General features: G+C 62.7%; 17 protein-coding genes. 6 read left to right on the forward strand and 11 right to left on the reverse strand.

Features of this window, described 5'->3' with window-relative positions:
- The first annotated feature begins 138 nt into the window (after nucleotides 1–138).
- Nucleotides 139–1,047, forward strand: coding sequence for a LysR substrate-binding domain-containing protein (locus HOP59_RS09515; RefSeq protein WP_234253723.1), 909 nt, complete (start codon nucleotides 139–141; stop codon nucleotides 1,045–1,047).
- Nucleotides 1,048–1,085: 38 nt separating this feature from the next.
- Here the strand turns inward: HOP59_RS09515 and HOP59_RS09520 are convergent, their stop codons facing one another.
- The 11 genes from HOP59_RS09520 to HOP59_RS09570 all read right to left on the reverse strand — a co-directional run bounded on the left by HOP59_RS09520 (nucleotide 1,086) and on the right by HOP59_RS09570 (nucleotide 13,096).
- Complete coding sequence (locus HOP59_RS09520) at nucleotides 1,086–1,853, reverse strand: sulfite exporter TauE/SafE family protein (protein WP_234253725.1); 768 nt, start codon at nucleotides 1,851–1,853, stop codon at nucleotides 1,086–1,088.
- Nucleotides 1,854–2,077: 224 nt separating this feature from the next.
- Nucleotides 2,078–3,493, reverse strand: coding sequence for an MmgE/PrpD family protein (locus tag HOP59_RS09525; protein WP_234253727.1), 1,416 nt, complete (start codon nucleotides 3,491–3,493; stop codon nucleotides 2,078–2,080).
- A gap of 65 nt (nucleotides 3,494–3,558) precedes the next feature.
- A complete protein-coding gene (locus HOP59_RS09530; RefSeq protein ID WP_234253729.1) occupies nucleotides 3,559–4,947 on the reverse strand; it encodes an MmgE/PrpD family protein in 1,389 nt (462 codons plus the stop codon).
- 74 nt (nucleotides 4,948–5,021) lie between these two features.
- The gene (locus HOP59_RS09535) at nucleotides 5,022–6,395 is read right to left on the reverse strand and encodes an MmgE/PrpD family protein (protein ID WP_234253731.1); all 1,374 of its coding nucleotides are present in this window, start codon (nucleotides 6,393–6,395) and stop codon (nucleotides 5,022–5,024) included.
- 61 nt (nucleotides 6,396–6,456) lie between these two features.
- Complete coding sequence (locus tag HOP59_RS09540; RefSeq protein WP_234253733.1) at nucleotides 6,457–7,248, reverse strand: phosphosulfolactate synthase; 792 nt, start codon at nucleotides 7,246–7,248, stop codon at nucleotides 6,457–6,459.
- Nucleotides 7,248–7,442, reverse strand: coding sequence for a hypothetical protein (locus HOP59_RS09545; RefSeq protein ID WP_234253735.1), 195 nt, complete (start codon nucleotides 7,440–7,442; stop codon nucleotides 7,248–7,250). The genes HOP59_RS09540 and HOP59_RS09545 overlap by 1 nt, the downstream gene beginning before the upstream one ends.
- Before the next feature lie 24 nt (nucleotides 7,443–7,466).
- The gene (locus tag HOP59_RS09550; RefSeq protein ID WP_234253736.1) at nucleotides 7,467–8,927 is read right to left on the reverse strand and encodes an amidase; all 1,461 of its coding nucleotides are present in this window, start codon (nucleotides 8,925–8,927) and stop codon (nucleotides 7,467–7,469) included.
- A gap of 86 nt (nucleotides 8,928–9,013) precedes the next feature.
- A complete protein-coding gene (locus HOP59_RS09555) occupies nucleotides 9,014–10,528 on the reverse strand; it encodes a tripartite tricarboxylate transporter permease (RefSeq protein WP_234253737.1) in 1,515 nt (504 codons plus the stop codon).
- A gap of 13 nt (nucleotides 10,529–10,541) precedes the next feature.
- Nucleotides 10,542–11,045: a hypothetical protein gene (locus HOP59_RS09560; protein WP_234253739.1), complete on the reverse strand. Its 504-nt coding sequence runs from the start codon at nucleotides 11,043–11,045 to the stop codon at nucleotides 10,542–10,544.
- A gap of 83 nt (nucleotides 11,046–11,128) precedes the next feature.
- Nucleotides 11,129–12,151, reverse strand: a complete 1,023-nt coding sequence (locus tag HOP59_RS09565; protein ID WP_234253740.1) for a Bug family tripartite tricarboxylate transporter substrate binding protein — start codon at nucleotides 12,149–12,151, stop codon at nucleotides 11,129–11,131.
- 174 nt (nucleotides 12,152–12,325) lie between these two features.
- Nucleotides 12,326–13,096: an SDR family NAD(P)-dependent oxidoreductase gene (locus HOP59_RS09570; RefSeq protein WP_234253742.1), complete on the reverse strand. Its 771-nt coding sequence runs from the start codon at nucleotides 13,094–13,096 to the stop codon at nucleotides 12,326–12,328.
- 360 nt (nucleotides 13,097–13,456) lie between these two features.
- Here HOP59_RS09570 and HOP59_RS09575 point away from each other — a divergent pair, with 360 nt between their 5' ends.
- From HOP59_RS09575 to HOP59_RS09595, 5 genes are all read left to right on the forward strand, one after another.
- A complete protein-coding gene (locus tag HOP59_RS09575) occupies nucleotides 13,457–14,506 on the forward strand; it encodes an AbrB family transcriptional regulator (protein ID WP_234253744.1) in 1,050 nt (349 codons plus the stop codon).
- A gap of 124 nt (nucleotides 14,507–14,630) precedes the next feature.
- Nucleotides 14,631–16,016: a molecular chaperone gene (gene yegD, locus HOP59_RS09580; RefSeq protein WP_234253745.1), complete on the forward strand. Its 1,386-nt coding sequence runs from the start codon at nucleotides 14,631–14,633 to the stop codon at nucleotides 16,014–16,016.
- Nucleotides 16,017–16,018: 2 nt separating this feature from the next.
- The gene (locus tag HOP59_RS09585; protein ID WP_234253747.1) at nucleotides 16,019–16,426 is read left to right on the forward strand and encodes a hypothetical protein; all 408 of its coding nucleotides are present in this window, start codon (nucleotides 16,019–16,021) and stop codon (nucleotides 16,424–16,426) included.
- A 237-nt stretch (nucleotides 16,427–16,663) separates the two neighbouring features.
- Nucleotides 16,664–16,855: a hypothetical protein gene (locus HOP59_RS09590; RefSeq protein ID WP_234253749.1), complete on the forward strand. Its 192-nt coding sequence runs from the start codon at nucleotides 16,664–16,666 to the stop codon at nucleotides 16,853–16,855.
- Between the two features lie 21 nt (nucleotides 16,856–16,876).
- Nucleotides 16,877–18,385, forward strand: a complete 1,509-nt coding sequence (locus tag HOP59_RS09595) for an amidase (RefSeq protein WP_234253750.1) — start codon at nucleotides 16,877–16,879, stop codon at nucleotides 18,383–18,385.
- Nucleotides 18,386–18,390: the final 5 nt, after the last annotated feature.

Raw genomic sequence — 18,390 nt, forward strand, 5'->3', positions numbered from 1 at the left:
GAGCGCGATGCCCATTGCACGGAGCTATCGTGCAGGGATGGCTGTTCTCGACAAGCAACGACCGATTCGTTGAGGGTGCTCGTTGCTCTCACCAAAGTGTTGCCATGATCTCCTTGTTATCTTTTCGCTAGGATCGCTATGTCGCTTCCCGTCACTTTTCGCCAGATTCAGGTGTTTGCCGCCGTGGCTCGCAACGGTACCGTCATTACCGCGGCGCAGCAGTTGCATCTGTCACAATCCGCCACCAGCCAGGCGCTGTCTGACCTGGAGCGACAGCTTGGCGTTGCCCTTTTCGAGCGCCTGGGGCGCCGTCTATGCCTCAACGATATCGGCCGCCACCTGCTGCCACAGGCAGAACGCCTGCTGGATGGAATGGAGGTCTTCGTGAGGTCGGCGCAGGAGCCGGAAGGGAGGTTGAGTGGTACCCTGAATGTATCGGCCAGCGCGACCATCGGGACCTACTTGCTGCCTGCGCTGGCGGGACGCTTCAGCGAGCGGCATCCTGGGGCCGACCTGAGATTGAATCTGCGCAATACCGGCGAAGTGGTAATGGATCTGCTCAGGCTGAATGCCGACTTGGGATTGATAGAGGGGCAATGCCATGAGCCACGACTGGCCAGCGAGGCCTGGTGCCAGGACAGGATGGTGATCATTTGCTCCCCGCAGCATCCGCTGGCCCGGGCTGGCCGCCTCGAGAGGCATGACCTGAGCGACGTGAGCTGGATCATGCGTGAGAAGGGTTCGGGGACCCGTGAGGTATTCGAGATCGCCCTGGGCGCAGATGTCGACCGTCTGGCGATTCGCATGGAGCTCGGTCAGCACGAGGCCATCAAGCAGGCTGTGCGAGCGGGGTTGGGCCTGGGATGTTTGTCGTGGCTGAGCGTGGTTGGGGAGATCGAGCGCGGTGAATTGATCGCCCTGAGTAGCGACTTGTGCCTGACACGACGCTTCTCCCTGGTGTGGCATCCGGAACGTTATCGAAGCCCGCTGTGGCAGGCCTTCAAGGTGTTCCTCGTCGAGCAATCCGACCGGTACCCGAATGGCTAAGATGCCTCAGCCATTCAGCGTTGGGCGGCGTTGCCGGTTTATTCCAGCAGGTCGATGACCGGGCGCCATAGCAGGGATATGCCCCCGAGCATGATGATACCCTCCATGATGGTGGTATGCAGCTTGACCGAGGTGTGGCTCACCACCCAGCGGCCCAGGTAATTGCCGGGGATGGTACAGAGCCCGAGCAGGAGGCCGGCCAGGAGCATGCTGGGCGTCAGCAGGGCATGATTGCTGAAGGCGATGGCCTTGGTGGTGTTGACCGCGGTGGAAATGGCGGCATCGGTGGCCAGGAAGGCTTGCCCTTTGATCCCGGCACCCAGCAGCATGGGGACCAGGAACATGCCCATGCCGGTGGTGGTGCCCGAGCCGATACCGAACAGGCCGGTGCCGATGGCAAGGCCCCTAGGGCTGAGCTGCATCTTGCGCCTTGCGCAATAGCGCCCCAGGGGAACGGCTATCAGCAGGAACAGGCCGAGCATGATCGAGACCGCTTCGCTGCTCAGGCGCACGTATACGAAGGTGCCGATCAGCACCCCGGGAATGGCGGTCATCAGGGCCAGCCCGGTCAAGCGGACATCGATGAGCTTGCGGTACAGCCAGAACCGGTGGGCATTGGCCAGCAGCATCGCCACACTCATGATGGGGATGACGGCCTTGACGCCGATGATCGGCGCCAGTACCGGAGGCAGGATCAGTCCGCCGCCGAACCCCGTCATACCGCCTAAAGTGCCGGCAACGAGTGCCGCGAGCAGGATGGCGATCAGTTCGCCGGCGCTGAAAGCCCCCAGGGCGAGAAAGTCCAAGCGAAAGGTACTCCGATCCGTTCAGGTGATGCCGGCGATCGCTGCCTGGCCCATGATCGGGTTAGTGCAACCCCGAACTAGTACTGCCCGCGAGTCGCGGGCAGTTGACGGCTGAGCGTCACTCGGTGATCAGCTCATTCATGACGATGGCCGGGTGGGGCATGCGCATTGCGTTCCCCTCCCCGGATCATTGCCCGGGGGCGGTCTGCCATGGGGAGCGCGCCTCATGCCTCGCTGGCGACATTGGCCATCCAGTCGGTGAGGGCCGCGCTGTCGGCCAGCGTATCCACCGCCCAGATGGATGCGATGAGGGCCTTCTGGCTCTCTTCGTCCAACAGGCCCTGGGCGCAGACGCGGAATTTCTCCTCGACCTCGCCATTCGTCATGGGGTTGCTCGGGCCGCCGCGATAGCGTTCATCGGCCCACTTCTCGAACGTCTTGCCATCCTTGGTCTGCAGCACGATACGCGAGCGAATGCGGTCGAAGCCCATGGCCTCGATCTCGGGATCGAGATGGAGACTGATGCGCTTCTGCATGTCCTGCATGGGATCGCTGCTGACGAACTCATCGGTGAACTCCTTGGCGCCGGCTTGGCGACGCAGCACCAGCATGGCCAGCAGGGCATTCATGCAGAACTTGGCCTGGAGATGATTTTTGGCGATGGGGTAACGGATTGGTTCGAGGATATTGTTGGCTGCGTAGAAGTCGATCTTATCAACCTGCTCCGGCTGAATATCGTGTTCGAGTACCAGGTTGCGCATGGCATCCATGGACTGATGGGTGACGATACCGGAGGGGTAAGGTTTGATGCTGACGCCGGGCGAGACGATGGTGAAGGTCTTGCCGAAGCCTTGGCTCAGTTTCTCTTCGGAGTAGCCGCCACCCAGCACCTGGAGGAAGCCCCAGCGCCCATCGAGGGCGGTCGGGTCGGCGGTGAAGCCGCGCTTGGCCAGCATGGCCGCCGTCACCCCGTTCTCGGCGGCACGGCCCACATGCAGCGGCTTGGTCATGGTACCGAAGTTACAGCGGATGCCGGCGGCGAAGCTGGCGGCGATGCCCAGAGCATTGGCCACCTGGTCATCGGTCAGTTGCAACAGCTTGGCGGCGGCGGCGCAAGCGCCGAAGGTACCAACCGTACCGCTGGTGTGGTGACCGCGGCGGTAGTGGTCCGGCAGCATCCATTCGGAGATCTTGGACTCCACTTCGACGCCGGTCTGGAAGGCCAGCATCAGGGCTTCACCGGAGACGCCGCCCAGTTGCTGGGCCACGACCAGAGCGGCGGTCAGCGGTGGCACAGAGGGGTGGGTGAGCAGGCCGTACACGTGGCGTGGGTCATGGCTGACCTGGGTGTCATCCCAGTCGTGGGCATGGCCCGAGGTGCCCAGGATGCGGGCGGCAGCGGGGGTAGGAACACGCTGTCCCTCACCGGCCAGCAGTAGGGCGTCTTCTCGCCCCCCCTGGTAGACGGCTTCCTCCATCAGGATGTGCACCGAATGCTCGGTGGCGCCAGCGGCATATAGCCCCATGGTATCCAACATGCAGCGTTTGCCGATTTCCAGGGCTTCGGCGGGAAGGTCGGCAAAGGTCACGTTCTGGATGAACTGTACGGCATCCTGCGTGATGTTGGTTTCCGTGGTCATGGTTTACCTCTTGTCAAAATGATTGCCACCGCAGCCCGCAGGGGCGGGTGTCAGGGGCGAATTGGTTACTTGCCCAGCAGCTTGGCGGAGAAAATGGCATGGCTGCCGAACAGCTCGTCGGCATAGCTCGCCAGGTCAGTCGCTCCGGGGCCGGACCAGTTGCCGAAGCTGAGGTTGGCCTGGCACTTGGCGAGCAGGTCATCCCGGCTCAAGGGTTCGCGCAAGCCGCCGCGTAACTGCCCCTGGAACTCCGTTACGGTTTCACCGTTCTTCAGCTGCGCGACGACATGGCCGGTGTAGTTTCTGGGGTATTCGTTCTCGGGATCGACTTCGAAGCGCACCTTGGCGGCGAGTTCCAGTACCTCGGGATCGCGAATAGACGCATTGGTGAACTGGGCCAGGCCGGCATCGCCATAGCAGAACCCTGCGGCCACCGTATAGGGGCCGCTGAACTTGGCCGCATACGGAGTTGGCGGGCTCTGCTTGAGCGGCAGTGGCTCCCAGAGACGGTGAACCGTACCTTCCCCGACCTGGCAGACGATCTCCTCGACATCGGTGGGCTTGATGCCGCGCTGCGCCAGGCGTACTGCGCAATCGATATACGGTTGGGTCATGGTGCCGCAGGCATAGGGCTTGAACGCGACATGCGCGGCCTCCCAGTGCTGGCCCAAGCCGTCGACAAGGAGCGAGAGATCGGGCTCGATGGACGGGGCAAAGGCCTTGTAGAGGCCGTGTATACCCTCGAAGACGCTGACCGGTCCATGGAAGCCGGCCCCGCCCATCGCCGCTGCCCGAATCCCGGATTGGGCGGCCCAGCCGGCATGCATGCGCTTGGTCCAGGAGCCGTCGGCCAGGTATTCGATGATGCCAGCCGACATGCTGGCCGAGACGCCCAGAGTATTCTTGAGCTGTTCGGCATCATGGCCCCGGGCGACACCGACGCCGATTGCCGCTGCCACGGTGCCCAGCACAGAGGTAGGATGGAAGCCGGCGGCATGAACCCCCTTCTTGGCGATCGCCCCCAGTCGGCACATCACTTCGATGGCCACCGCCATGCCCAGGGCGACCCGGCCCTCGGACAGGCCATAAGCCTCGCCGGCGGCGAAGAGGGCCGGGACCACGACGACCCCGGAGTGCACTGGGCAGCCTTCATAGGTGTTGTCGAAGTCTTCGCCATGGCCGGTGGTGCCGTTGATCAGGGCGGCATCGTAGGGGCTGCGCGGCGTGTCGCTACCGAAGACGGTGCAATTGCCGGGTGTGTCGGCGGCTTGACTGACCGCCCGACCGTAATCGGTATCCAGCGAGGCGATGGCGAGCGCGACGGTATCCAGGACCGTGTTGGCTACGGCGCTGCGAACCGTATCGGGAACATCGTGTTCATCCAGATTGGCGGCCCACTCTGCCAATTGCTCGGATAGGGAGCGTGGAGCGCTCGCCGTCGATACTTTCGTCATGTTGGGCTCCATAATGATATTTTATATAAAATAAAAGAAAATATACCATAAGGCAACGAATACCACAGCCTTCGTCAACCCCTGAAGATCGCTAAGCCTGTGAGATCATCTGCTTTAGGAAGTTCTTGCAGGTAGTCCAGCAGTTGCTCGCCGCGCTCGGCGGGCCAGCCGCCGTAGGCGACGTTGGCGCGATATTTGGCGATGATTGCCTCGAGGGTCAGCGGCTCGTGGACGCCGCCACGCATATGCGGCTGGTCCAGAGCGATCTGCTCGCCATTCTTGAGCCGCACCCGCAGGTGCCCGGAGTAGTTGCGTGGGTATTCGTTGGCCGGATCGATCTGGTAGGAGATCTTGCGCGCCAGTGCCAGGATTCGCGGGTCCTTGGCCTTGGCGTCGGTGAACTGCTCGAGCCCGGCATCGCGCTCGAAAAAACCGACGGCCATGCAATAGGGCATGCTGAACTTGGCGGCATAGCCGGAAGGAGGGGCGTACTTGGCGGTCAGGGGCTCCCAAAGGCGGTGAACCAGGCCCTCCCCCGTCGGGCACAGGATCGAATCGATCTCGTCCGCGTCGATGCCCTGCTCGGCGAGGCGGATCATGCAGTCGATATAAGGATGGATCATGGTGCCGCAAGCGTAGGGCTTGAAGGCAATGCGTTCCATGTAGAATGTTTTACCGAGGCCTTCCGTCACATGGCGGTAGTCCGGGGTGGCGGTGGGGGCGAAGGCGCGGAAGAAGTTGTGCCCACCTTCCAGTATGGTGCGCGGCGCGAAAAAACCCTGCTGGGCTATCACTGCGGCGCGCACTCCGGATTGGGCGGCCCAGCCGGGATGCAGGCGCTTGGTCCAGGCCCCATCGGTAAGGAACTCGATGATGCCGGAAGAGAAGCTGCCGGCCACACCCATGGCCATTGCCAGCTGGCGGCGGTCGAGGCCGAGGGCGGTGCCGGCCCCCATGGCAGCGCCCAACGCGCCGATAACTCCCACTGGGTGGAAGCAGGCCTTATGCATATGGCCGGCAGCCACGTGGTTAAGTCGGCATACCGCTTCGGTACCGGCGATGATCCCGGTAAGTACGTGTTCGCCGGACAGTTGGAAGCGCTCACCCACCGCCAGCACGGCCGGTATGACCATGGCGCCGACGCGGATGGGCGCCCCCTCCAGAGTGTCATCGAAGTCTTCGCCATGGGTGGCGGTGCCATTGACGACTGCCGCGCCGGCGGTGTCGAAGCCGCGGGCGTGGCCAAAGGCCGTGCAGGGCCCGTCGCTGTCCCAGCCGGCCACCAGTTGTTGCACATAGGGCTGCCGGCGTGCGGACACGCACAGCCCGGCCATGTCGATGAGGTCCTTGATCGCCACGGCCTTGGCCGTGTCCGATACGCTATCCAGTGTCCACCGGCTAAAGGCCTCAGCCATCTGCTCGGAGAGCGTCGGTCCTGAGTGTTCCATGTGCTCCACCATAGTGCCTCCCTTGGTATCGCTGTTGTTCTGGGGTGTCGCCGTCGAGAGGTCAGAGACCTGACATTAGCCCGAAGACGCCGCGCTTGCGCATCCCGCGGCGCCGGGACTCCAGGTCGAGGACCTGGTCGCTGTCCACGTCCAGGTTCACGCGCGCGCCGAAGGTGGTCAGGAACCAGGAGCGCAATGCAGACTCCTTGGCCTGGAAGATGAGCGTCTCCAGGCCGAATTCACCCACCAAGTCCTGGATCAGTGACTCGTTGACTTCCTCGACGCCTTCATTGAGGCCCTCAGCCTGGATCAGCACACGATGGGCGCCGGCCGCCAGGCACGCCTGGACCTCGGCGGCCACCAGGCGCTTGCTGCCGGCCCATGACACCCCGCCCTTGCGTCCGCATTCGGCGATCACTTCCAGGCCGACTTCGCGCGCCTGGGCAATGAACTCGCATTTCTCGCGGATACCCATGGCGACCTGGGCGTTGGAGATCTCCACTCCCCAGCCGCCGAGATCGTGAATGGCCTGGTAGTAGTTGCCGGCCATCCCCTGCACGATCGCCAGCTCGGAGATCTCGCCGGCGAAGAAGGTCGGGATGTCATGGCGCGCGTAGCTCGCCAGCTTGGCGTGCAGCACCTCCGGGTCCAGCAGGCGTGCCACGCCCATGGCCAGCTTGGCGATGTCGATGTAGTCCGCCGCCAGCTCCAGCAGGTCTTCCTGGGCGTGGCGTCCCAGGCCGCGGTCGGCGACGATGGTCAGACCGTCCTGGCGGGGCTTGGCGATGCGGCCGGGGAGGCGTACCACGCTCAGTGCCTTGCCTTCCAGGTGATCCACGAGCGGTGTGGCCATCAGAACTCCTCACGTGGGAAGACGGGGGGGATCGGGTCGACGGCATTCATCTGGTCACCGAGCTCGGCCTCGATCTGCTCCATGGCGGTCAGCCAGGTGGAGAGGCGAGTCGCGATATTGCTGAGTTCATCGTCGGGAATCGTCAGACCCTGTAACTGTGCCATGACTTTGACTTGTTCGATGCTGAGGTTCATCGGTATCTCCAGTTCGCTATCGGTTCAGGCGACGCCCTTGAGCGTGGTGTCGAGGGCTGGATGGTGACGATGCCACGCGGAGGCTTGCTGGAAGGCATGGCCCACTCGGAACACGGTCGCCTCATCGAAGGGTCGCCCGGCAATCTGCAGGGCCAGGGGGAGGCCTTCGCTTGAGAAGCCGGCCGGCACTGAGAGCGCCGGTACGTTCGACAGGCTGAAGGGGTAGTGACAGATGCGTCGCTCGATCAATCGGGCTACCACGTCCTGCTGGTCGCCATCGACCCGCTCCTGGGTGGCCTCGATGAGCTTGGGCGGCGTCACATTGGTGGGGGTGATCAGGGCATCGTAGCGGCGCAGCGCATCCAGGACCTGTCGTCTCACCAGCACCCGGGCGCGCATGGCGCGATTGTAAACGCTGGCCGGTATCAAGCTTGCGGCGGCCAGCCGGGTGCGCGTGCCGACATCGAAGCGTTGGTAGCGGTCGCGCAGGTAGTTGGCCAGGAAGTAGGCTCCGACATCGGCATCGGCGCTCAACAGCTGCAAGGGAACCGCCCATTTCGCTAGCGGCAGGGAGATTTCCTCTACCACGGCGCCTTGTTCACGCAAGGTCTGGATGGCTTGTAACATAGCCGCGCGCACCTCGGGGTGGGTGGCCTCGCCCCAGGCGATCTCCTTGACCACCGCAAGCTTCAACCCTTTCAAATCGCGGCCCAACTGGGCGCTGAAGTTCGGCACCTCTCGGGGGATGCACAGCGGATCCTTGGGATCATGCCCGGCAATGGCCTGTAGCACCGCGGCGCAGTCTTCGACGCTGCGCGTCAGCGGGCCATAGGTGTCGCTGGTATAGGCGGCCATCACGCCACCGTGCCGGCTGACGCGACCATGTGTGGGACGCAGACCCACTACGCCGTTACAGGAGGCCGGGCCGCGCACCGAGCCACCGGTGTCCTCGCCTATGGAGAAGCTGCACTGGCCCGCCGCCGTGGCGCTGCCGGATCCGGTGGAGGAGCTTGAGGCCGTGTGGGCAGGGTTCCAGGGGTTGCGGGGCTGGCCGTAAGGGAATTCGATGGTGCCGCCCTTGCCGAACTCATGCAGATTCTGCTTGCCGATGAGCACGGCACCTGCATCATGCAGTCGGGAGATGATAGTGGCGTCATGGGGGGGCTTCATCTCTTCCGGATCTAGCACCTTGGTACCCAGGGTGGTCGGTAGCCCCAGGGCATGCATCTGGTCTTTGACGCCATACGGCAGGCCATGGAGGGGACCGCGATAGTGACCCTGGGCAATTTCCCGTTCCGCCTGGTGTGCCTGCTTCATGGCGAACTCGCGGTCGACCGTGATCCAGGCGCGTAGGGTGTCGTCATAGCGCTCGATGCGCTCCAGGTAGGTTTCCAGCAGTTCGACCGGTGACAGCTGGCCGGATTCAATCAGGCGGGCCTGCTCGGTGACTGTCAGGTAGTGAAGCTCGTTGTTTGGCGTGGACATGCTATCTCCTTGTTTCTGGTGTTAGGCGTGGTGGTAACAGGTGCCGTCAGTGCTCCCTGCTGCAGCCTCGCGTTGAAATGTTCTGGCTAAGCGCTGCGGTTGCGGGTGCGCCACGCGGTGAACTTGCGCATGATCAGCGGCTGCAGCAGGGACAGCACCAGCAGGATCGCGAAGGCCATGGCCACCGGCCGGCCCAGGAAAAAGGCGAGTTCACCGCCACCGCTGATCTGCCAGGTACGTATCAGTTCGCTCTCGACCATTCGCCCCAGCAGCAGGCCGACGACGCAGGCGGCGACAGGGTAGCCGTAGCGCTTCATCAGCCAACCCAGCCCAGCGAAGACGAAAAGGGTGATCGGGCCGGCGTGATCGCCGGTTACCGCGAAGGAACCGATCAAAGCTAGGATCAACACCGAGGGGATCAGGATAGTCAGAGGCACGCGAACGATGTTGCCGGCGACGGCCAGAAAACCTAGCCCAACGATCAGGAGTAGGGCAGCCTGGATGAAATTGCCGAAGATGATGGTGTAGACGATGTCCATGTTCTGGTTGATGAACTGAGGGCCGCCGGTGACGTTGTGCATGGCAAAGGCCGCGAGCAGCATGGCCGTGCCTCCGCCGCCGGGCAGGCCCAGGGCCAGCATGGTGACCATCGAGCCGCCCTCCGAGCTGCTGTTGGCGGACTCGGCGGCCATGACACCCTTGGGGTTGCCCTTGCCGTAGCTGTCGGGGTCCTTGTCGGTGCGCTTGGCCTGGGCGTAAGCGATCAGGTTGCCTACCGAGGAGCCTACACCGGGGATGGCGCCGACGAAGACACCGATCAGGGTGCCGCGCAGCTGGAAGAACGGATAGCGCAGCACCGACAGGAAACCTGACAGCACACGTCGGTAGTCGGCACGGCGTGCCGCCTTGTCCTTGATCAGGAATTGGCTGCCGACCAAGGTGAAGAGCTGGCTGGCGGCGAACATGCCCATCATGGCCGGTACCACGGGGATGCCGTCGAGCAGGAAAGGAATGTCCATGGTGCCGCGAACGTAGCCACTGGTATTCATACCGACGGTGCCGAGCAGCAGCCCAAAGCCGCCGGCGATCAAACCGCGGGACAATCGCTTGCCGCCCAGGGCGGCGATCATCGTCAGGCCCCACAGGGCGACCAGCAGCATCTCCGCCGGGCCGAGACGGATGACCCAGTTACCCAAAGGGGCGACCACAAACAGTAGGATGATGTAGCCCACCAGTACGCCCAGAACAGAACTCATCAGCGCCAGGCCCAGGGCTTCGTTGTGCAGGCCCTTGCGAGCCATGGGGTAGCCATCGAAGGTGGTGGCCACCGAGGAGGTGGTGCCGGGGATACCCATAAGTATCGAGGTCACCGCTCCACCATAGCCACCGCCGGTGAAGATGGCGGTCAGAAACATCACCGCCGGAAGGAAATCCATGTAAAGGGTCAGGGGCAGACAGATGGCCATGGCCATGGTGTTGGAGACACCGGCGATGGAACCGGCAATCAAGCCAATCAACAGGCCCGGTATTATGACCAGCCAGATATTGATATCGCTGCCCAGCAGCGACATGGCGCCCAGGAAAGCCGAGGAATCAAGCATGATGTAGCACTCTTCAGAAGAGCAGGGTCGGCAGCGGGTATGGCAGCAGCCAGGAGGCCCCCCCCACCACTACCAAGGTAAAGCTGGTCGCATAGATCGGGACGAAGAGCCAGCCGCGAACGCCCAGCAGCACTAGGGCGAAGATCATGAAGAGCAGGGTGGCGACGTCCAGTCCGATCAGGGGGTAGAACATCACCAGGGCTCCGACACCCACCAACAGCAGGAAGGCGCGCAGCAGGTCCATGGGAGACTGCTCCTGCTCCAGGCCGTCTGCCTCATCGGCAGGCTCCTCTGCCGGTTTGGGGGTGTCGGCCTTGTGTGGGCGAATGCATTGGGTGAAGACCAGCAGGCACAGTCCCAGCAGCAGCAGTGAGAGTGGAACCACCAGGATAATGTTATTGGTGTTGCGGGAAACCTGCAGGGTATCGGCGAGATAGAAACCGGTTACCCCGGCAATAACGACGACCAGGGCCAGGTGTCCATACTCGACCTCTATCTTCCAGGGGCCAAGGCGCATAGCGGCACCTCTCGTGGAGTTGGGGAGTGACTTAGGTAGTCAAAAAGCAAGAGGCGCAGTCCGGGCTGCGCCTCTTGCTTCGCTTAGTTGGGTCGCACCAGTTCCAGAAGCTCCGGATCGTTGATTACCTCGTGCTGGCGCAGCATCAATTCGCGGGAGGCGTCCGGTCCAACCCAGTCGATGCCCAGGTCTTGACCCTCATGGTCCGCGATGGCCTCGGGGTTTTCAGAAACCCTCTGGAAGGCTTCGACGATCTTGGCGTATCGCTCAGGGTAGGCCTCCATCAGTTCGGTATGGACGAAGTAACCCTGTATATGGCCAGACACAACGCGGGGATACTCGATTCCTTCTGACTCAGCTACCTCGAGGACATGGGGGGCATCCCAGACCTGGGAGGGTTCTTCGGAGAAGACCATCAGTGTGCGGAACTCGTCTCTGCGAGCTTGCATGCCCTGGTCGCCGATCGCTCCGACGTCGAACTGACCGCCGATGATGCCATTGCGCACCGGGCCACCGCTGTCATAGGTGACGACCCTCACATCGTCACGGTTTACTCCGAGGGCTTCCAGGAAAATGGCCAGATTGATCATGTCCGTTGAAGTGGGCTGGACGCCGATGCTGACGGTGCCAGGATTCTCGCGGATCTCGGCGATCAGTTCCTCGATGCTGGAGAAGCGGCTGTCATTTGAGGTGGCGATGATGGAGGTGCCGATATCGCTCAGATTCACCGGCTGAAAATCTTCGATCTCGAAGTTAGCCCCCTGAACCAGTTGGTTGACGGTGATGTAGGGGAAGCCCGTGGTTCGCATCAGGGTGTAGCCGTCGGCGGGCTGCTGGTGGAAGTAGACATGGCCCAGCATGTTGCCGCCACCAGGGCGGTTGACCACCTGGATGGGTTGGCCCAATTCTTCGGCCAGGTATCGCGAGATCAGGCGCGCGGCTCGGTCATTGGTGCCGCCGGTTCCCGCCGGGACGACCATGGTGAGCGGTCTATCGGGGAACTCATCCGCGCTCACACTATTGGCGCCGATGACCATGGCGCTTGCCATGGCGACTGCGGTGGCAAGCTTGCTCATTCTACGGGTGCGGCTGAATATCAATTTCATCAGTACCCTCTCCTCTCGGGTGTGGCTGGCGGGCAGCCATCGATTGTCGTTGTGTGAGATCAGGCGAGATCAGGCGTTTTATTTGTGTATTATATATAAGATACAAAATTGAGGCTGTCAAACTGATACTGCTATTAATTTGTCGACTGCAGCCGATTGTTCATCTGTCGGCACTCAGTTGAGGTAGGTTCCACCATTGACGTGCACAGTCTGGCCAGTCATGAAACGGCCATCCGGTCCGCACAGCATCTGCACGACCCCGGCAATCTCCGCGGCCGTACCGCGACGCCCTAGCAGTGGCTTATGTATCGCATGATGCTTGGGCTTGGCGGCCACGGTGGAGGTGTCGCGCTTTGTCTCCACCATGCCTGGAGATACTAGGTTGGCGGTGACACCGTAGTCGGCCAGGTCCCAGGCCAGTGCCTTTGTGAGCCCCATCAGCCCGGCCTTGCCGGTGACTACATGAACCCTGTCGCTGCCACCGGAGCTGCCTGTCATGCCGCCGATGTTGACAATGGCGCCTGCGCTGCTCTTGATCAGGTGCGGAGTGGCCGCCCTGGCGCACAGGAAGGCGCCGTCGAGGATGATGGACAGGATCTCCTTCCAGTCCTCCAAGCTCACGGTCTGCAGCTTGGCTTCCCGTCTCACCGCGGCATTGTTGACCAGGATGTCCAGGCCCCCAAATGTCTCGATTGCGCAACTGGTCAGGCGCTCGACATCGCTTTCGTTGGTGACGTCGGCCAGGCAGCCGACTGCCTTGCCGCCGCTGTCATGAATCTCCTGGACGACCTGCTCGACCTGTTCCCGGCTAGAGCGCGCGTTGACCACGACGGCGGCACCCTCTGCCGCCAGGCGGACAGCAATGGCTTTCCCGATGTTCCTGGCGCTGCCGGTGACTATGGCAACGCGACCTTCCAGGGGGCGTTGTCCAGTTGGCTGTGTCATTTTCTTCTCCTGGGTTGCGTAGGGGCCGCACGTGGTCTTGCGCAGGCGGCGGGATGGCGGGGGAGGTTCGACGGTGCGCAGGCCTTATTGGCCTCTCGCTTAATTTTATATATTATATAACTTTAAGAATGCAAGCCTTGGATTGACCGCTTGCGCCGAAGTTGCGTGAAAGTTGCATAAAAGCGGCATGAAAGCGGCATGGGAGAGGCCTGATGGCTGCGAGGGCCGGCCGCTGCCTGTGTGGCGGGGTGAGGTCAATCAAGCAGCTCAAAGGGTTGCGACTGGAAAGGAAAAAAATCTTGGCTACTCAAAGGCTTCCAAATGCAAATCTGAATGCCTCGGCTTCAGATGGGCGTTGACATGGGCAACCTGCAGCGAGGATGGCTGCGCACGCTTGGCATCGGGGGGATTGGAGGTGCGCTCTTCATGGTGCTGGGGCTGCCGGTGCCCTGGTTGCTTGGGGCCTTGTTTGCGGGCATCGTAGCCATGTTCCTGGGCGTGTGCTGGGAATCTCCGTGGCATGGACGGGCTCTCGGGCAGGTGCTGGTCGGCAGTACCCTTGGCTTTGCCTTTACTCAGGACGTGCTGGCGCAAGTGGTCGCCATGGCGGGCCCGATACTGCTGGGTGCCAGCCTTTCCATACTGTCGGGACTGGTGACGGCGGTTGTACTGAGAAGGACGCTGGTCGGCGACTGGGCAACGGCTTACTTCGCGGCGATGCCGGCAGGGCTTGCCGAGATGTCTCTGCTGGGCGCGCGTCATGGCGGCAATCCCGTGATCATCATTACCTGCCATGTGCTGCGTGTGGTGAGTATCGTTTGCCTCGTCCCCCTGGGCTTCGTCCTCTTGTATGGCGGCGATTGGCAGGATCTGACCATCGTTCGGCCCAATGGTGTCTCCCACCTCGGGTGGCTGCCCATCACCGTTGCAGGGGCCGTGCTGGTTGCCTTACTGTTCCAGCGCTTGCGCATCCCCAATGCACTGATTCTGGGCAGTATCTGTTTTGGTGCCAGCGTGCAGCTGCTGGACATTCCGCTGCCGGCGATTCCCGAGGCATTGTTTGCCTTCGGGCAGGTGCTGCTGGGAGCCACCCTGGCCATGGAGTTTACCCGTGAGCGCATGTCGGCCCTGCAGACATATGCCTTGCCGGCGGTCAGTGTCACGGCACTATTGATGTCGATGAGCCTGACGATTGCCCTGTATCTGAGCTGGCTATTCGATCTGGATGGGATCACATCGGTGATTGCCATGTCACCTGCCGGGTCGGTGGAAATGGCGGTCACCGCGGTATCGCTAGGTGCCGAATTCCAGCTGGTTATTGCCTTTCACCTTGCCAGGGTATTCATGATCAACGGCTTGATGGGGCCGATTTTCAGTGTCGTGCATTATTGGATCGCGCGGCGTGATTGAGGCGCTGAGAGAGGGGCGAGGGCGTGCGAGTGAGCGGTGTGGCCCGCGGCAATGAGGCCGCCATCGACACCGGATGCTTTTGCGAAAAGATTGGAGATGAGAGGGTAATGGGATGTATGCGGGTATGGATTTTGGCACTTCAAGCTGTGCCGTCGCCATTTGGCATCATGACGCGCCCGAGTTGATTCCATTGGAGGATCACGGCACGCACATGCTTTCGGCCTTGCATTCGAGCAACGGAGCCCTTCCCGTCCCCCATTTTGACCGGCAGGAAGTGCTGAGCGGGATCGGGGATGCTGCCGATCGGCAGCGGGCCGAGGCAATTCAACGCGGGCGGATGCGTCGAGAGATGGCCGAGCGGGTCAGGCGACAGCAGGGTGATAATGCACCGCTGTACTTCGACCCCGACATCGTCTTCGGTCAGGCGGCATTGGCCAATTACCTGTTCGATCCTCAGCATGGGTTCTATGCGAAGTCTCCGAAGTCGTTCCTGGGCGCCGACCTGCAAGGCCGGCAGCTGGGCCTATTCACCGAGATCATCACGCGCCTGATGGCGCATATCAAGCAGCGGGCCGAGGTGTCTGCCGGGCAACCCCTCGACCGGGTCGTGGTGGGGCGCCCCGTCAATTTTCACGGTACCCGTGGGGAGCGGGGCAACCGGCAAGCAGTGCAGATTCTGGAGCAGGCCGCCACCGCGGCAGGTTTCGTCGAGACCGCCTTTCTCTACGAGCCGATAGCGGCGGCACTGGACTATGAGCGCACCCTGGAGAGAGATCGGATTGTCCTGGTGCTAGATGCCGGGGCCGGCACCACCGATTGCTCGATGATAAAGGTCGGCCCCAGTTACCGTCATCTCCGGGACCGGGCGTCGAGTTTGCTCGGCTCTTCCGGTACCCGTATCGGCGGTATCGATTTTGATATCAAGCTGGCGATGAATGCCTTGATGCCCAGTTTCGGCAAGGACGTACTTCTCAACAATGGCCTGCCGTTCCCTAACCACTTTCTGTGGGATGCCCTGATGGTCAACGATATCAATGCCCAGGCGCGGTTCTATGCCAAGACGACGCCGCTCGAGTTGCAGGGGTATTACAATATCTGCGCGGACAAGCAGAAGGTTGGGCGTCTGATCCGGTTGCGCGAAGAGCGTCTCAGCCATAGCGTGGTGCGTCACGCGGAACTGGCCAAGATTGCCCTGTCCGAGGCGGAGGAGGTCACCAGTCACCTGAGTGATATCGAACGGGACTTGTCAGTGCCTGTCACCCGCAGTCAGCTGCGCGACGCGGCCGAGCTAGAACTCAGGAAGTTTGTCTCCTTGATGCGTGAGGTGGAGGCGCAAGCGGGGGTTCGGCCCGATACCATTTATGTGACAGGTGGGACGGCTAAGTCACCCGTCGTGGCGGAGATGATCCGCCTCCATTTCAGGGGAACGGAGGTGGTCACTGGGGATTTTTTTGGTAGTGTGACATCCGGGTTGGCCACTTGGTCGCACCGGATGTTCGGCAAGGGGTAGGCATGGCAAGCTTGGATGATTTTCTGGCAGAGATGCAGGCTCAGGTAAGCCTGTCGGCGGCGGAGCGGTGTCGTCTGGCCGCGTTGTGGCCCGACGCCGAGCGCGCTGCCCGGGATTGCCTTGCGAGGATGCCGGGTATCGGGGTGCTCTCCTTTTCACGTCGCGTCAAGGCCTTTCTTTTCGTCAGCTGGGCGCTCGATGACTATGTGAAAAAGGGAGAGTTGGATCAGGAGCAGGCGCAACTGGCACTGACGGTCATGCGATTACAAAGCCGGCGCTTTCGAAAAGCTGAGTTGATGTTTTCTGCTCGTGCATCCAGGTTCAGCCAGGATGAGTTGGCGTCCTTGCCCGAAACAGCACGGATTTTCCTTCAGGCCATGTGGCGCCATGATGGGCATTGCAGTGACTAGGAGCCTGTCGGACTTAACGCTGATCTACTGCTATATCCGGCCTTTCGGCCAATTTCATTCGATCTGCTTCGCTAAATAGCGGGCTATCCGCCTCAACAGATCGATAAACTTGTCTTGAAATCCAAGCCTCTCGTGACGATTGGTCAAACCCGACAGGCTCCTAGGTGACCGTTATGATTCCCTACGACGATCACTTGCAAGCTTGCCCGGCATGCTCGATACCCAAGAGGTCATGCCTTGGAGGCGCCAGTAGCTGATCTACCGGGTCATCGTCTGGGGCTGATCTACGCCGTGCTGACCTGGGGCTTCGCTTCCTGGAGCCTGCCGCTGATCGTCAGGGCGTTCATCCCCTTCTCGCTGATCGGTGCGCTGCTCTCCTGGCGGAGCATGGCCGGGAGCGGTGGGAAGGGTGATACGCGTCACCCGTGACGACAAACGAGGAGAGTCCACATGGAAGTCGATGAGTACCGTCGTCATGACGGCCTGGGGCTGGCCGAGTTGATCCGGCGTGGTGAAGTGAGCCGGGGCGAGGTGTTCGATGCCGCCTCTGCGGCCATCGAGCGCGACAACCCGCATCTGCGGGCGCTGGTGCGGACACGCTTCGAACGCGCCAGGAGCGAGGCGGAGGGCATCGACCTCACAGCCCCGCTGGCGGGCGTGCCGACCCTGACCAAGGATCTGTTGATGGCGCTGGAAGGCGAGCCGCTGGCCTTCGGCAGTGCCGCCCTGGCCGAGTGGAAGGCGCCGGTGGAGTCGACCCTGGTCGCCCGCGTGCGGGCAGCGGGTCTGGCCATCCTGGGGCAGACCGCCACCCCCGAGCTGGGGTTGATGGGCATCACCGAACCGCGTGCCTTTCCTCATCCCGTCAACCCCTGGGATCCCCAGCACTCCCCTGGCGGCTCCAGCGGCGGGGCGGCGGCGGCGGTGGCCGGCGGGCTGGTACCGCTGGCGATGGCCGGTGATGGCGGCGGCTCGATCCGTATTCCCGCGGCCTACTGCGGGCTGTTCGGTCTCAAGCCCTCGCGCGGCCGCGTGCCGCAGGGGCCACTGCATGGTGAGGTGTGGCGGGGTGCCGTGGTAGAGCACGCCGTGACCCGCTCGGTGCGCGACAGTGCTGCGTTGCTCGAGACGATCAACGGCATGGACGAGGGCGGTCCCTACCCGGTGCCCCGTGAACGGGGCTTTCTTGCCGCGCTGGAGCGTCCACCCGAGCCGCTGCGTATTGCCGTCTCGCTGGGCGAGCCGTTGAGCAAGCCGCTGGGCACCCGGCTCGATCCCGAGGTGCGCCTGGCGGTGGAAGAGGCCGCACGTACCCTGGAGGGGCTCGGCCATCACGTGGAGTGGGCCGATCCGCCCGTCGACGGCGAGCGCCTGGCCAACGCCTACCTGACGCTCTATCTAGGGCATGTTACCGCCGACCTGGCCTGGATCTCCCGCGAAACCGGCGTGCCCGTGTCACGCCTGGACATCGAGCCCTCGACCCGGGCGATCGCCCGTCTGGGCAACCACCTGCCGGTACGCGACTACGAACTGGCCAAGCGCGACTGGAACGCGGCAGCGCGGGCCATGGGGGCGTTCCACCGCCGCTTTGATGTGCTGCTGATGCCCGTCACGGCGGCACCTGCGCCGCGCCTGGGCGAACTCTACCCACCGGCATGGCAGCAGCGCCTGATGGCTCTGCTGGCCATTCCCGCCCTTCCCAGGCTGGCGCTCAAGGCGGGCATGCTCGGTCAGCTGGCGCGGGATGCGCTGTCACGCACGCCTTATACCCAACTGGCCAACCTCACCGGCCAGCCGGCCATGTCGCTGCCGCTGCACGTCACCCCACAGGGCCTGCCGGTCGGCGTCCAGGTGGTGGGCTCCATGGGCGACGAGCGTCGCCTGCTGGCGCTGGCGGCCCAGCTCGAGGCCGAGGTGCAGTGGCAGCGGCATCTGCCCAGGGTGGCGCAAGGCGGGTAGAATGC

The sequence above is a fragment of the Billgrantia aerodenitrificans genome (genome assembly GCF_021404405.1).
Taxonomy (GTDB): Bacteria; Pseudomonadota; Gammaproteobacteria; order Pseudomonadales; family Halomonadaceae; genus Halomonas; species Halomonas aerodenitrificans.

Bases quoted from the DNA above. Each gene is read 5' to 3' on its own strand.
- HOP59_RS09515 (WP_234253723.1), top strand. From the start codon at position 139: ATGTCGCTTCCCGTCACTTTTCGCCAGATTCAGGTGTTTGCCGCCGTG.
- HOP59_RS09525 (WP_234253727.1), bottom strand. From the start codon at position 3,493: ATGACCACGGAAACCAACATCACGCAGGATGCCGTACAGTTCATCCAG.
- HOP59_RS09530 (WP_234253729.1), bottom strand. From the start codon at position 4,947: ATGACGAAAGTATCGACGGCGAGCGCTCCACGCTCCCTATCCGAGCAA.
- HOP59_RS09535 (WP_234253731.1), bottom strand. From the start codon at position 6,395: ATGGAACACTCAGGACCGACGCTCTCCGAGCAGATGGCTGAGGCCTTT.
- HOP59_RS09540 (WP_234253733.1), bottom strand. From the start codon at position 7,248: ATGGCCACACCGCTCGTGGATCACCTGGAAGGCAAGGCACTGAGCGTG.
- HOP59_RS09545 (WP_234253735.1), bottom strand. From the start codon at position 7,442: ATGAACCTCAGCATCGAACAAGTCAAAGTCATGGCACAGTTACAGGGT.
- HOP59_RS09550 (WP_234253736.1), bottom strand. From the start codon at position 8,927: ATGTCCACGCCAAACAACGAGCTTCACTACCTGACAGTCACCGAGCAG.
- HOP59_RS09555 (WP_234253737.1), bottom strand. From the start codon at position 10,528: ATGCTTGATTCCTCGGCTTTCCTGGGCGCCATGTCGCTGCTGGGCAGC.
- HOP59_RS09560 (WP_234253739.1), bottom strand. From the start codon at position 11,045: ATGCGCCTTGGCCCCTGGAAGATAGAGGTCGAGTATGGACACCTGGCC.
- HOP59_RS09565 (WP_234253740.1), bottom strand. From the start codon at position 12,151: ATGAAATTGATATTCAGCCGCACCCGTAGAATGAGCAAGCTTGCCACC.
- HOP59_RS09570 (WP_234253742.1), bottom strand. From the start codon at position 13,096: ATGACACAGCCAACTGGACAACGCCCCCTGGAAGGTCGCGTTGCCATA.
- HOP59_RS09575 (WP_234253744.1), top strand. From the start codon at position 13,457: ATGGGCAACCTGCAGCGAGGATGGCTGCGCACGCTTGGCATCGGGGGG.
- yegD (WP_234253745.1), top strand. From the start codon at position 14,631: ATGGATTTTGGCACTTCAAGCTGTGCCGTCGCCATTTGGCATCATGAC.
- HOP59_RS09585 (WP_234253747.1), top strand. From the start codon at position 16,019: ATGGCAAGCTTGGATGATTTTCTGGCAGAGATGCAGGCTCAGGTAAGC.
- HOP59_RS09595 (WP_234253750.1), top strand. From the start codon at position 16,877: ATGGAAGTCGATGAGTACCGTCGTCATGACGGCCTGGGGCTGGCCGAG.